A 14,562-nucleotide genomic window follows, 5' to 3' on the forward strand; every position below is an offset into this window, starting at 1 on the left:
GATGCCCGGACTGGACCCCGGCCTGCGCACCCCACTTACCCGGAATATCCGCGGCGGCGACGCGGTGTCTCTTGATGCGTACCGCAAAGGCGGTGGCTACAGCGGACTGCAGGCAGCGCTGGAAATGGCGCCGAAAAATATCGTCGAACTAGTCAAGAGCGCGGGACTGCGGGGGCGCGGCGGCGCCGGCTTCAATACCGGACTCAAGTGGAGTTTTGTCCCCGACGCAGACCAGCACCCGGGGCCGCGCTACCTGATCTGCAATGCGGATGAAATGGAACCCGGAGCGTTCAAGGATCGCTATCTGATGGAGCGGGACCCGCATCTGCTTATCGAGGGGATGTTGATCGCCGCCCGCGCCATCGGTGCCGAGACCGCCTATATCTTTATCCGCGGCGAATACCATCTGGCGGCCGAGCGCCTGGCCCATGCCCTTCAGGAAGCGGTCAACGCCGGCCTGCTCGGCGAGCGCATCATGCAGCGGGAATTCTCCCTGCGGATTCACCTGCACCGCAGTGCCGGCAATTACATCTGCGGCGAGGAAACCGCGCTGCTCAATGCCCTCGAGGGCCGTCGCGCCATTCCCAGAGCCAAGCCGCCGTTTCCGCAGGTGAGTGGTCTGTGGGGAATGCCCACCGTGGTGAACAACGTGGAAACCCTGTGCAACCTGCCCTGCCTGCTGGCGCTGGGGGAGGACTGGTACCGCGGGCTCGGCCGAGAAAAAGACACAGGCAGCAAACTGTTCGGTGTGAGCGGACGGGTAAAACATCCGGGCCTATGGGAATTGCCGATGGGTACACCCATTCGCAAAATCATTGAGCAGCATGCGGGTGGCATGGCGCCCGGCTACCAACTGCGCGGATTTTTACCGGGGGGCGGCTCGACGGATTTTCTGTCTCCACGCCACCTGGATCTGGCGATGGACTACGATGTGATAGGCGAGGCCGGCAGCCGCCTCGGCACCGGCACGCTGATCGTGCTCGATGACCACACCTGTCCGGTCGCCATGGTGTTGAACCTGCAGCGTTTTTTTGCGCGGGAGTCCTGTGGCTGGTGCACGCCCTGTCGCGACGGGCTGCCATGGGTAGTGGAAATTCTGCAGCGTATCGAAAGTGGACTCGGCGAAAAACGCGACCTGGTCCTGCTGCGGGAACTGGCGCGACGTATGGGGCCGGGCACCACATTCTGCGCGCTGGCACCCGGTGCGGCCGAGCCGCTGCAGAGCAGCCTGAAATTATTTTTGCGGGATTATGTCGCGCATATCGTACAGCGCGGCTGTCCCTATCGACACAGCGCAAAGCCCGCTGCCGAGCCACTGTGCGAACACTGAAATGCCGCTGACACTGCGGCAGGCATTTTTACAATAAGCGCAAGTCGTTACAGGAAGTCGTCAAAGCGAATCGTAAACAAGCTTCGAACGGACCTGACATACCGGTGCAATGCACAAGGCAGGGAATGCCCAAGCCATGGCAACGATAACAATAGATGATCGACAGTATGAGGTAGACGACGGGCAGAACCTGCTCAGTGCCTGCCTGAGCCTGAAGAAAAATCTGCTCTATTTCTGCTGGCATCCGGCGCTGGGTTCCGTCGGTGCCTGCCGTCAGTGCGCGGTGGTGCTCTTCAAAGATGCCGACGACCAGCGCGGCAAGCTGGTGATGAGCTGCATGACGCCGGTCAAGGATGGCGCTATCTATTCCATCGACGCGCCCGCCGCGCAGGATTTCCGCGCAGGCATCATCGAAAACCTGATGACCAACCACCCCCATGACTGCCCGGTGTGCGAGGAAGGCGGCGAGTGCCACCTGCAGGACATGACACTGATGAGCGGACATACCCAACGCCGCTTTAAAGGTCGCAAACGCACGCACAACAATCAGTATCTCGGCCCGTTCATCAACCATGAAATGAACCGCTGCATCGCCTGTTATCGCTGCGTGCGCTTCTATCGCGATCACGCCGGCGGCACGGACCTGCAAGCGCTGGGGCGCAATCATCAGGTGTATTTTGGACGTCAGGAGGACGGCCTTTTGGACAACGGATTCAGCGGCAACCTGGTGGAGGTCTGCCCCACCGGTGTATTTACCGATAAAACCTACAGTCGTCACTACGTCCGCAAATGGGATCTGCAGACCGCGCCCTCGGTGTGCGAACACTGCGCCGTCGGCTGCAACACCGCGCCGGGAGCGCGCCGCGATGGCAAAGGGGATCCGCGCCAGCTGCGCAGGGTGACCAATCTTTTCCACCGCCAGATCAACGGCTATTTCCTGTGTGACCGCGGACGCTTCGGCTATGAATACGCCAACAGTGCCGCGCGCATCTACACGCCGCAGGCGGTGCTGACACAACCGTTGATTCAGACTACCGCCGGCTCGGGAAAGGTTCATCAGTCTCTATCCCCCGCGGATGCGGTGGCACGACTGGCGGCGGCCATGGCGCAGATGCGCAGCGGCAACCGGCGCATCATCGGCATAGGTTCCAGCCGCAGCTCACTGGAAAACAACTTTGCATTGCAGACCCTGGTGGGTCGCGAACATTTTTATGCGGGACTGGATGAGCGCAGTCTCGCGCTGTTCAAGCTTGTCGACCGTATCCAGCGCGATCCGCGTATCCACTCACCGGGCACCCCGGAGATTGAACGGGCCGACATGGTGATCGTGCTGGGTGAAGACATTGCCAACACCGCGCCGCGCATTGCACTCGCCGTACGACAGGCCGCGCGCAGCGCTCAGATAGCGCGCGCAGAGGAACTGAAAATCCCCGCATGGCAGGACGATTCCGTGCGCCAGCTCACCGGTATTCGCACGCCGCTGCTAGTCGCAAGCGCAGAGCGCACCGATCTCGACGACATTGCCAGCTGCCGTGTACGGGTGACGCCCGAACAGATGGTGGCGCTGGCCGATGTGCTGGCACAGGCGCTCACCGCGGAATCCAGAGAAATCCGCGCACCGGATATCGCCGGGCTGGACACGGGCGAATTCACTGCGCTGGTCGAACAGCTGAAACAGGCCCGACACCCGGTGATCGTATCCGGCTGCGGACTGCAGTCGCAGGAACTGCTGAAGGCTGCGGCCCGACTCGCCTTTGCCATCACCCGCCGCAGAGAAGTACAGCACCGCGAAAATCAACAGCACCAGACAGGCAGTCGCGAAGCCCGCGCCGCCCTCTATCTCGCCTGCCCCGACGCCAACAGCCTGGGTCTGGCGCAACTCTGCGATGCCCGGCAAAACCTGAATCAGCTGCACCGCGAACGGCAATCGGAGCATACACCGCAGCCGACGACCCTGCTGGTGATGGAAGCCGATCTCTACCGGCAGCTGCCCGCGTCGGTCGCCGATCAGCTGTGCGCCGGTGTCGATGAAATCATCCAGCTGGAAGTCGTGCACAACCGCACCAGTGCGCGCGCCGACCTGATCCTGCCCGCCGCTGCTACACCGGAGTATGAGGGCACGCTCGTGAACAGCAGTGGCCTCGCCCAGCGCCACTATGCGGTATACGAGGGTTCCGGCTGGATTCAGGCCAGCTGGCGTTGGCTCGCCGATGCCGCCGCAGCCAGCGGGGAACTTGCTGGCGCGGAGCTTTCCGGAGACGAGGAGACACACGCGCGATTGCAGTCTCTGGCCCGGTGGCGGCATGTAACCCAACTGAGTGTGGCGCTGGCGGAATCGTACCCGGAACTGGCACCGCTGGCCGAGCTGGGGCCGGACTGGGACCAGACCATTGAGGGCCAAAAGACCGCGCGCCAGCCTCACCGCTACAGCGGCCGTACCGCCATCCAGGCGGAGCGCCAGGTCGCCGAGTACAAACCATTGCCGGACGACGATGCGCCCATGGCGTTTTCCATGGAGGGCATCCAGTTCGCCAGCCAGTCGCCACTACAGGCCAACAACTGGGCGCCCGGGTGGAACTCCAACCAGGCGATCCACTGCTACCAGCCCAAACCGGGGGCCGCGCGCCTGGGGCAGAGCAGCGGGCAACCGCTCGCCCGCAAAGCCGGGAGCTTTCATCCCGATACTGCCGCGGGCGATGCGGCGCAGCCAGCTGCCGATCCAAGCAACGGCTTCCGGATTTTGCTGCTCTATCGCATGTTCGGCTCCGGCGAACTAAGTAACTACGCCGGCGCCATTGCCTCCGTCACCGAGGAGCCGTTCGCGGTCTTCCACCCGCAAGACCTGGCGTTGCTGTCGCTGACTGCGGGACAACAGATTGCGATTACCGAAAGCGGTGACCGCTGGCAACTGCGCGCCAAGGTATCCGATACCATTCCGCGGCACTGCATCGGCATCAGTACAGGCTTTACGCAAATGGCCTCAATTCCCGGTGCGTATATAGAGCGCGAACAGATCGCGCCGGGAGACGCCTGAGCGTGAATACCGGCCATGCAGATATCGCCATGACACTGCTGAACATTTTTGGCGTGCTCACCACTGCGGTGCTGCTGGCGGCGCTGCTCACCTGGGGAGAGCGCCGGCTGCTCGGCTTATGGCAGGACAGGCCGGGCCCCAATCGGGTGGGTCCGTTTGGCCTGATGCAGGTGGTGGCGGACATGATCAAGCTGTTCTTCAAGGAGGATTTCATTCCGCGCTTCGCCGATGCACCGGTGTTCCTGCTGGCGCCCACCATTGTTATGGCAACCACGCTACTGGCGTTTGTGGTGGTGCCCTTCAGCCCCGCCGTTGGCGTCATCGACATGCATATCGGATTGCTGTTCTTTTTGGCCATGAGTGCGCTGGCGGTGTACAGCGTTGTACTCGGCGCCTATGCATCCGGTAACAAATATGCCCTGCTCGGCGGTCTGCGTGCGGCGGCGCAGACCGTGAGCTACGAAGTGTTTATGGGGCTGTCATTGATGGGCGTGGTGATGCTCGCCGGCAGTTTCGATCTGCGCAGCATCGTGATGGCCCAGGAAAATGGCTGGTTCCTGCTGCCGCAAATGCTCGGCTGCGCGATATTTCTGGTGGCGGGCATCGCGGAAAGTCACCGGCTGCCGCTGGATCTGCCCGAGGCCGAGCACGAGTTGACCGCGGGATTTCATACCGAGTATTCGGGAATGAAATTCGGCCTGTTCTTCGTCGGCGAATACCTTTCCATCCTTCTGATCTCCGCACTGGTCACCACCCTGTTCCTGGGCGGATGGCTGGGTCCGTGGCTGCCACCCTTGGTCTGGTTTGCACTGAAGACATTTGCACTGGTGTGCCTGTTTATTTTGCTGCGCGCGGCGTTGCCGCGGCCCCGTTACGATCAACTGATGGCATTCGGCTGGAAGGTGATGCTGCCACTGGCGCTGCTCAATCTGGTTGTCACCGGTGGTGTGCTGATATGGCGGGGATGAAATGGGAATGATCAGTATTCTTCGCAGCCTGTGGCTGGTCTTCCGTCATTTGTTTACGCGTCGGGTCACGGTGGAGTATCCGGAGGAAATGCCGTATCTGGCGCCGCGCTACCGCGGGCGTATTGTGCTGACCCGCGATCCGGACGGTGACGAGCGCTGCGTCGCCTGCAATCTCTGTGCGGTTGCCTGCCCACCGGACTGCATTTCCCTGCAAAAAATGGAGGACGCCGATGGCCGCTGGCGACCGGAATTTTTTCGCATCAATTTCTCCCGCTGCATCATGTGCGGCCTGTGCGAGGACGCCTGCCCCACCTACGCCATACAGCTGACACCGGATTTTGAAATGTGCGAATACGATCGCCAGAACATGGTGTACGAAAAAGAAGACCTGCTGATCAATGGCCCCGGAAAATACCACGAATACAGTTTTTACCGGCATGCCGGCAAAACAGTATCGGGGAAAGCAAAGGGCGAGGCGGCAGGCGAAGCAAAGCCGGTGAATGTCAAAAGCCTCAACCTTTAAACACAGCTCAAAGGTGCGGCCAGATGGAACTTGTGTCTTTTTATATTTCCGCGTTGATTGCGCTGATGGCCAGCCTGCTCGCGGTCATCAGCCGCAACGCGGTGCACGCATTGCTGATGCTGATTGTGTCACTGCTGGCCGTCGCGTGTATTTTTTACCAAATCGGCGCGCCCCTGGCGGCGGCGCTACAGGTCATCGTCTATGCCGGCGCCATTCTGGTGCTGATGGTCTTCGTGATCATGATGCTGAACCAGGGCAAGGCCGCCGTCGATCAGGAAACCCAGTGGCTGGCCAGGGAAAACTGGTTGGCCCCGGCGTCACTGGCCGGTGCGCTGCTGGTGATGATGCTGTATCTGCTCTGGGATTCTGCTAGCGGCGGGGCTGCTGCCCGGTCGGTATCCGCCGCCGAGGTGGGACTCGCCATGTACAGTAAATATCTGCTGGTCGTGGAGCTTGCCTCCTTCGTATTGCTGGCGGGCCTGGTCGGCGCATTTCATCTGGCCCGGCGGCATTCCGTGGATGGCGCGGGAGGTCGCGAGTGAGTGCACAGGCAATCGCGATACAGTCTGCAGAGTCCCTGCAGCAGATTCCCCTGAGCCATGGCTTGGCACTCGCCGCGGCGCTGTTCTGTGTCGGCGCGGTGGGCATGCTGATCCGGCGCAATATCCTGTTCACGCTGATGAGCCTGGAAATCTGCACCAACGCCATGGCACTGGCATTCGTCGCCGCCGGCGCCCACTGGGGCAATCCGGACGGCCAGGTGATGTATGTCTTTGTGGTTACCCTCGCTGCCGCGGAGGTGGCAATTGCTCTCGCGCTGGTGCTGCTGTTCTACCGCCGCCACCACACCCTGGACATCGATCAGCTGGCCGCCATGAGAGACTGATATGCAGGAACCTTCATGTCCGCACTGACCGTACTCATTGCAGGGTTTCCGCTGCTCGGCTTCATGTGCCTGGCATGCGCGCCACTGCTGATTCGCCGGCCGCTGTCAGAGACCGCGAGCGCCATCATCGGGGTGGGTTCTGTGGCCTTGTCCGCGGTGGCGTGGACGATACTCGCAACACACCATGCTTCCCCGACTTATGTCCATTTGTGGCAATGGGTCGCGCTGCCGCCACTGCGCGTCGACTTTGCGCTGTATGTGGATGCGCTGACCATCACTATGCTCGGCGTGATCACCGGCGTGGGCTTTTTGATCCACCTGTTCGCCGCGGGTTACATGCGCGGCGATGACGGCTATCGGCGTTTCTTCGCCTACCTGAACCTGTTTGTCGGCGCCATGGCGCTGTTGGTCATGGCCGACAATCTGGTGCTGCTCTATCTGGGCTGGGAACTGGTGGGACTGTGCAGCTTCCTGTTGATCGGATTCTGGTACCGGAATCCGGAAAATGCCCGCGCCGCCGGCAAAGCGTTTCTGATGACCCGTATTGGCGATACCGCGCTGTTGATCGGCATCATCGCCCTCTTCTGGCAAACCAATACGCTGGGCATCCAGGCCGCGATGGCCGCACTGCAGGACCCCAGCCACAATGACCGGGTGCTGGCAATCTGTGCACTGTTGCTGCTTGCCGGTGCGGTGGGGAAATCCGCGCAGATTCCGTTGCAGACCTGGTTGCCGGATGCCATGGCCGGCCCCACACCGGTAAGCGCGCTGATCCACGCTGCCACCATGGTTACCGCCGGAGTGTATTTGATCGCGCGCTGCCACGCGCTGTTTCAAAGCTCGGCGATGGCCATGCAGACCGTGGCGATTATTGGCACCGCCACGTTACTGGTGGCCGGAAGCAGCGCACTGGTGCAGACCGACATCAAGCGTGTGCTCGCCTATTCGACCATCAGCCAACTGGGATACATGTTCGCGGCGCTCGGTGCCGGCGCTTTTTCCGCCGCCATCTTTCACCTGGTCACCCATGCATTCTTCAAGGCACTGCTGTTTCTGGCGGCGGGTGCGATTATCCTGCGCGTACGCCACAAGCAGTCCCTCAATGCCATGGGCGGTCTGGCGCGCAGACTGCCGTTCCTGTGTGCCTGTTTCGGTGTCGGCTGCGCCAATCTGGCGGCACTGCCACTGACCGCGGGATATTTCAGCAAGGAACACCTGCTGCTGGCCATCTGGCACAACCAGCCGCCGTGGCTGTGGTGGTGCGCACTCATTGGCGCGGCAATAACGGGCATGTACAGCTTCCGTATTTTCTATCGGATTTTTTTCGGGCCCGTAAAAGCCAACGATATTTCGCGATTGCCGCCAGCGGCGACGCGCTGGCAGATGGGCGTGCCGCTTGTTGCACTGGGCCTGCTGGCACTGGCTGGTGGCTGGATCGCACCGCCGCTGGAGAGCATTTTCGTTGATGCGCATGCCGAGCCAGCATCACTTGTGGTTGGCATTGCCGGCACGCTTGCGACCCTGTTGGGTATCGCCCTCTGCTGGTGGTTTCTGGCGCGGCGTCCCGGGTCGCAAGCACTTGGACTGTGTCGGGAATTCTTACGGCAAGGCTGGGGATTCGATGCGTTGTATCAACGGCTTTTTGTGCGTCCGGTTTTGTGGATCAGTCGCGTCAATCGCGGCGACATCGTCACCCAGATCTATCGCGGTATCAGCGCACTCAGCCTCGGTGCCAACCAGTTCCTGTCACGCGCGCAGAATGGGACCTTGCGCTGGTATATGGCGACACTGCTCGCCGCCACCTTGCTGTTACTGCTTGTGGTCCACGCACTTGCCAGGGTGTCGGGCCCGTGACGCTGCTGTGGCTTTTGGCTCTGTTGATTCTGGGGGGCGGACTTTCCTGGGCGGGTGAGAATCTGCGGCGCGGCTGCGGCCATTGGATCGCGCTCGCTGTACTCGCGATCGCAATCCTCCTGCTGGGCCGCTACCTGCCGCAGGCACTGGATGTTCTGGCCGCGGAACCTAAGCCACAGACACTGTGGTGGGATCACATCCGTGTGCCCTGGATACCGCGATTCGGTATTTCGTTTACCCTCGCCATCGACGGCCTCGGATTCCTGATGCTGGCACTCACGTTACTGTGTGGACTTTTCGGGCTGGTGATGACCTGGCGAGAGATTCGCCGACGGACCGGCTGCTATCTCGCCAATTATCTGTGGACACTTGCCGGCGTGGTCGGTGTTTTCTGTGCCCAGGACCTGTTCCTGTTCTTCTGCTTCTGGGAAACCATGCTGGTTCCCATGTTGTTACTGATCGCCATCTGGGGGCACGAGCAGCGTACCCGTGCGGCCATCCAGTTTTTCATCTTCACCCAGGCCAGCAGCCTGCTGCTGCTGGCCGCCATCGTTGGCAGCACCCTCGTGCATTACCAGATGTCGGGAAGCGTCAGTTTTTCGCCGCAGCAACTCACGGCAACACTCCACACGCAATTTGCGGAAACCCCCTACGCCTATTGGCTGATGCTGGGCTTTTTTATTGCATTTGCGGTAAAGCTGCCGGCGATCCTCGTTCATACCTGGCTGCCGGACGCGCATACCCAGGCGCCGACGGCAGGCAGTGTGCTGCTCGCCGCTATTCTGCTGAAAACCGGCGCCTACGGGCTCATTCGCTTTACCCTGCCATTGTTTCCCGCGGCCAGCACCGCGTTCTCGCCCGTAGCCATGGCGCTGGGTGTGGCGGGCATTCTCTATGGCGCGCTGATGGCATTCTCGCAAACCGACATCAAACGCCTGATTGCCTATTCCAGCGTCAGCCACATGGGCTTTGTGTTACTCGGCATTTACGCACTCAACAGCATCGCGCTGCAGGGCGCGGTGGCGCAGATGGTTGCCCACGGGCTCAGCACGGCGGCGCTGTTCGGTATTGCCGGCAGCCTGCAGCATCGCCTGCACAGCCGCGACATCAATGACGTGCGCGGCATCTGGCAAACGATGCCCGCGCTCGCCGCCGTGTTCCTGTTTTTTATTGTGGCCGCGATGGGATTGCCGGGACTGGCGAATTTCGTTGGCGAATCACTGGTATTGATCGGCACCTATGCGCGGTTTCCGTGGTTCAGCGCGCTGGCAGCTGTAGGCCTGATCGGCGCTGCAATCTATGGTCTGAAACTGGTGGTGCGTGTGCTGTTCGGTCCGCCACCGGCGGTCCGGGAAGCCAGCGACGCGACAATGGGGTCTTCAGGGTTAATGGATCTCAGGCGTCGCGAGCTGTTTGCCCTGCTGCTGCCGTTGCTATTGCTGGTATGGATTGGCCTGTATCCACAGCCGCTGCTGCGCCAGTCCGCGGGCTGGAGCAACCTGCTGGCCACCTACTTCACAGCACCTGCTGCGGATGGCGACAAGGCCGCATCCTTACAAGGAGCCGCGCCGTGAGCCTGCGCGACTTCATCGCCCTGTCACCACTGCTGATCGTTGCCACCGGCGCCCTGGTCCTGCTGTTGCAACTGGCATTTGTACGCAGCCACAGGGCGGCGTTCGCCACATTCCTGCTGACGCTTGCGGCCGCCAGTGTCGACGGCTGGATCCGATTGCCCGCCGTGGAGCAGGCGACGGCGGTTACCACGCTGCTGCGCGTGGACCGCTTCAGCCTGTTTTTCTGCCTGCTGTTTTTCTTCACCTCTGCGGTCTGCGGGGGGCTGGGGTACCGGTATTTGCGCGCCCGACTGACCGGCAATCGCCGGACTTCCACAACGCTCTCTTCTTGCCCGTCTAGCTCGTCTTGCGGTGAATTCTATTTTTTTGTGCTGCTGGCAACACTGGGGGCCTGCACGCTGGTCTCCAGCCAGCACTTCGCCAGCTTTTTTCTGGCACTGGAACTCATCAGCCTGGCACTCTACCCGCTACTCGCCTTTCCGGTGCCATTGGCAAAGTGGGGGGCGGGGCGCGATGTTTCCCATCGCGAAGCGGCGCTGTCGCTGGAATCCGGCATCAAATACCTGATCACTTCTGCCCTGGCGACGGCGCTCGCGCTGTTTGGTATCGCATTGATGTATGCAGCAACGGGCAATCTGCAGTTCTCCTCCATGGATTTTTCCCGCGGCGAATCTGCGCTTCTTATCGGCGGTTTTGCGCTGCTGTTGGCCGGGGTCGCGTTCAAACTCTCGCTGGTTCCGTTTCACGCCTGGACCGCGGATGTTTACGAGGGCGCGCCGACACCAGTAACGGCATTTATTGCAACCCTCGGGAAAACGGCGTTACTGGCCATCCTGTTGCGCCTGTTCAGCGAATTTTCCGTGCATATTCTGGAAACATCGGTGGCGATGATTTCCCTGCTGGCGGTTGCCAGCATGCTCGGCGGCAATCTGCTGGCCCTGCGTCAGCGGAATGTAAAGAGACTGCTGGCCTACAGTGCCATTGCCCATATGGGGTATTTCCTGGTGGTCTACCTGGTGATTGATCGGGGCATTGCCCGGGAGGCGACGATCTACTATCTGGTTGCCTACACGGTAACGACGCTGTGCGCGTTTTCCGCGGTGAGCCTCATCGACGACGCGGCACTTAGCGATGTGTCGAACCCACAGGTCACAACGGGCGACGACGGCAATCCTTTTCAACAGTCCTTCTATCGGGGCCTGTTCTGGCGCTCGCCCACCCTGTCGCTGTGCCTTGCGGCCGCCCTGCTCTCTCTGGCAGGAATCCCGTTCACCGTAGGCTTTATCGGCAAGTTCTATCTGATTACTGCGGCCCTGGATGGGCAATTATGGGGGCTGCTTGGTGCTTTGATTGTTGGCAGTGCACTGGGACTTTTTTACTACTTGCGCCTGTTGCTGACACTGGTGGATGCCCCGTCAATCGCGTCAGGCCAGACCGCAGCAATGAGGGTGGTTGTCGATCAACCACATACCTCTGCTGAACCCGCCGCGCGGAACAATCCACTGCTTATCTCGCGCTCCGGCCTTGGTCTACTGTTGCTACTGACCGCACTGTTGTTGATTTTTGGCATTTATCCGCAGCTCTTGATCAACGGTATTAACGCACTGTGAGCACGCAGTCACCCCCGGCAAACCCGGAATCTCCGCCCCGGGGTTTTCAGAAAACTATAATCCTATTGTTAACCAGACAGGCGTAGCGATGAAAACATTCAAACAGGCGCACGAAGTGCTCAGGGATGCCCAGAAATTTCATCTGGATATGGCAGGGATATATCGGAATCTTCTAAGCAAAACCGACGACAAGCGCACCCAGTTGCTCCTCAAGCACCTGCACGAGCACGAGCTGCGTATGGCCAACAATCTGAAAGATTACGGTGCGGTCGCCCAACATAAGGTCATGCAGACCTGGCTGCAGTACACCCTGGAAGAGTCCGCAACTCACCTGGTGGACAGTCTCCACTTGAGTGAAAAACCCAGCATTGAGGAAATCAACGGCCTCGGGCAGGAAGTGGACCAATACTTTTCCAAGCTCTATGACTCGGTCTATGAAAGTATCGAATCAGAAGAGGTAAAAGAGGTATTCAAGAATCTGAAGCAGATCCAGGACAAGGAGAGAATTGCGCTCTCCAAAGCAACGAACTCCCTGTGGGATATGTAAATACTGGCCTGTGGACTAGGTAAATTCACAGTGGCAGCCAGACGATCTCGCGTGGGGCTTCGCTGCGGCAAAATTCCTTACCGCCGGGCGAGCCTCAAAACCTGAAGTGAACGTCCCCAAACACGCTTCTCGGATCGCCGATAAAATACCGGTCGCCCCCGCCAGACTCGAATAATCCGCGCGCTCCGCGTAGTCCACATTCGCCAGGTTATTCACCCGCAATCCCAGATGGATTCGCGGTGTAGCCCGATGCCGCAACCGCAGATGCAGCAGGTCGTGGCCGCGGTAACTGTGGGCATTTTCGATATCGGTGTAGTAGCGGCCCATGGACTGGAACTGCAGTTCAATCCGGGTTTGTTCCTGCGGATGCCACTCCAGCGTCAGGCCGTGCATATTGCGCGGTGCAGTGTCGATGTCGTTGCCGCGGGTTTCAATCAGCGCGTCACTACCGGGTTCGCTGACGTTGTTGGTGTACAGGTGGCGGGCATAGGTTCCAGACAGAGTTAGTGCCCACTGCGGGGCGAGCGTCCACTGCAACTCGTATTCCACGCCGTAATGCCGGGTGTTTCCGTCACTCAGGTTCAGGCGCTCGGACGACTGGAAAATCACATCGGACTTTTCCATGAAAAAGCCGGTCAGGCTGAAACGTGAGTATTCACTTTGCTTCACAAGGCCCAGCTCAACACTGTCGATGGATTCAGCATCCAGATCCGCGACAGTCTGCCCGCTCTGCAATCGGTACAATTCCGCCGCCTGCGGGGCGCGGAAACCGTGCGCGAGGCGCAGGCTGGTGGACAGGGTTTTGTCCACTTCGTGAATCAGGCCTGCATTGAAGGAGAAATTGGAAAACCGGTCCCTGCGGTCTTCCGGGCGGCTGTAGCGGCAACCCAGTGCACCGGTATATCCATTGATGCACAGGCTGCCATCCTCCGCGGTATCGCCGGCCCGCATGTGATTGTCGTAATCGTAGCGCAGGGATTCCCAGCGGCTGCCGAACATGAACCGACTGCGCTCCGCAAGCTGCCATTCCAGGCTGGAGAATGCCGCAAAGACCTGGGCGATCACGTCGTAATCGTAATGACGCCCAGCGGGAAAGGAGGAAAAACCGCCGGCCTGGGTCTGCCGCAGCCAGCCATTGGTCCGCTCCAGGTCAATACCGCTCAGCAGACTCACACGCTCACTCAGCGCGCGATCATAGGAGGTCTGGACACCCACGCCCCGTTGGCCGTTTTCCTCAAGCGGCGTGCCCGGCAGGAAGTGCATCAGAAACGTCATGTCGGTGTAGCGGGCATAAGGGGCGATCTGCCAGTGATCGCCACCGGAGGTGGTGTACTCAAGGCGCGACTGAATGCGTGCGGACCGGCTATCGCGGAAGGCTTCCGGGTTCGGGTTTTCGCGTTTGCGACCGGCGTCTTTGTAGGCATCCAGTCCGCTGACGTAGCCGGCGGTTTCCTGATTGAGATTGCTGAGGTTTAACAGCGTACGCGCATTCCATTGTTGCCCGCGGTAATCGTGGCGGGCGCTGAACTGCTGCTGGTCGTAACCGGAATCGTTTTTATAACCACCGTCGCGGCTGCCAGTGAATCCGACTCGGATGCCGCTGCGCCCAACCGTGTCGCTGAAGCCTGTGAAGATACGGCGGTAGTCATTGGCACCGTGTTCAATACTGAGTGTTCGCTCACCACTGTCTGCGGGGGCGGCGCTCAGCAGACGGATGACACCGTGCTGGGCATCGGAGCCGTACAGCACGCTGGCGGGCCCACGCAGTACCTGTACGCTGCCCGCCTGGGAAAGTGGCAGATCAGACAGCTGATTGACGTTGCAGAATCCGGTGCCGCGCACCGGAATGTCCCCTTCCAGTACCGCGAAGGCACCGCAACTGCCGGCGCCGCTCAGTACCGGTGAACGGATCGCGGTGAGGTGTTCCTGACCGTTACCGCGGCTGATCCAGATACCGGGGAGACTGTTGAGCAATTCGGACGGGTGAGTGGGCGCTCGCTGTACGATGACGCTCGCAGTAAGCGCGGACAGTGCTGTTTCATCCGCAGTTGCGGCTTTGTGTGTCGGCGTGCCGGTTACCTCCACCGACTCCACCGCAATTGCCGGAACTTGCCGGCGGGTTTCCTGCGAGGTGCTTGAAAAGGCAGGGAGTGATAACACACCGGAAAATAAACCCGAAATCGCGCCAAACCAGCACAGGGTTGCCGACTGCTTGGCGATGCTCCGCCGCCGCATC

11 protein-coding genes are annotated in these 14,562 nt (G+C 60.5%); 10 read left to right on the forward strand and 1 reads right to left on the reverse strand.

Translation table 11 applies throughout. The annotated features are described in order from the left end of the window. Position 1: 1 nt before the first annotated feature. The 10 genes from nuoF (at position 2) to GNX18_RS08050 (ending at position 12,326) form a co-directional block, all read left to right on the forward strand. Complete coding sequence (gene nuoF / locus GNX18_RS08005; protein WP_205828094.1) at positions 2–1,330, forward strand: NADH-quinone oxidoreductase subunit NuoF; 1,329 nt, start codon at positions 2–4, stop codon at positions 1,328–1,330. A gap of 136 nt (positions 1,331–1,466) precedes the next feature. Then, complete coding sequence (nuoG, locus tag GNX18_RS08010; RefSeq protein WP_166216891.1) at positions 1,467–4,364, forward strand: NADH-quinone oxidoreductase subunit NuoG; 2,898 nt, start codon at positions 1,467–1,469, stop codon at positions 4,362–4,364. Positions 4,365–4,366: 2 nt separating this feature from the next. Beyond that, positions 4,367–5,332 carry an NADH-quinone oxidoreductase subunit NuoH gene (nuoH, locus tag GNX18_RS08015; protein ID WP_371808089.1) on the forward strand — a complete coding sequence of 322 codons (966 nt, stop codon included), beginning with the start codon at positions 4,367–4,369 and terminating at the stop codon, positions 5,330–5,332. 7 nt (positions 5,333–5,339) lie between these two features. Beyond that, a complete protein-coding gene (gene nuoI, locus GNX18_RS08020; RefSeq protein WP_138234082.1) occupies positions 5,340–5,855 on the forward strand; it encodes an NADH-quinone oxidoreductase subunit NuoI in 516 nt (171 codons plus the stop codon). A 23-nt stretch (positions 5,856–5,878) separates the two neighbouring features. Beyond that, positions 5,879–6,397 carry an NADH-quinone oxidoreductase subunit J gene (gene nuoJ, locus GNX18_RS08025; protein ID WP_166216894.1) on the forward strand — a complete coding sequence of 173 codons (519 nt, stop codon included), beginning with the start codon at positions 5,879–5,881 and terminating at the stop codon, positions 6,395–6,397. Positions 6,398–6,432: 35 nt separating this feature from the next. Continuing rightward, positions 6,433–6,741, forward strand: a complete 309-nt coding sequence (nuoK, locus tag GNX18_RS08030; protein WP_166220475.1) for an NADH-quinone oxidoreductase subunit NuoK — start codon at positions 6,433–6,435, stop codon at positions 6,739–6,741. Between the two features lie 15 nt (positions 6,742–6,756). Continuing rightward, positions 6,757–8,595: an NADH-quinone oxidoreductase subunit L gene (nuoL, locus tag GNX18_RS08035; RefSeq protein ID WP_166216897.1), complete on the forward strand. Its 1,839-nt coding sequence runs from the start codon at positions 6,757–6,759 to the stop codon at positions 8,593–8,595. Beyond that, a complete protein-coding gene (locus tag GNX18_RS08040; protein WP_166216900.1) occupies positions 8,592–10,169 on the forward strand; it encodes a NuoM family protein in 1,578 nt (525 codons plus the stop codon). Before nuoL ends, GNX18_RS08040 begins: the two co-directional genes overlap by 4 nt. After that, positions 10,166–11,779: an NADH-quinone oxidoreductase subunit N gene (locus GNX18_RS08045; RefSeq protein ID WP_166216903.1), complete on the forward strand. Its 1,614-nt coding sequence runs from the start codon at positions 10,166–10,168 to the stop codon at positions 11,777–11,779. The genes GNX18_RS08040 and GNX18_RS08045 overlap by 4 nt, the downstream gene beginning before the upstream one ends. An 88-nt stretch (positions 11,780–11,867) precedes the next feature. Further along, a complete protein-coding gene (locus tag GNX18_RS08050; protein WP_166216906.1) occupies positions 11,868–12,326 on the forward strand; it encodes a hypothetical protein in 459 nt (152 codons plus the stop codon). Between the two features lie 15 nt (positions 12,327–12,341). Here GNX18_RS08050 and GNX18_RS08055 read toward each other — a convergent pair whose 3' ends face one another. Beyond that, a complete protein-coding gene (locus GNX18_RS08055) occupies positions 12,342–14,486 on the reverse strand; it encodes a TonB-dependent receptor (RefSeq protein ID WP_240914300.1) in 2,145 nt (714 codons plus the stop codon). Positions 14,487–14,562 lie beyond the last annotated feature (76 nt).

It is taken from the genome of Microbulbifer sp. SH-1, assembly GCF_011326135.1.
In the GTDB taxonomy this organism is placed as follows: Bacteria; Pseudomonadota; Gammaproteobacteria; order Pseudomonadales; family Cellvibrionaceae; genus Microbulbifer; species Microbulbifer harenosus.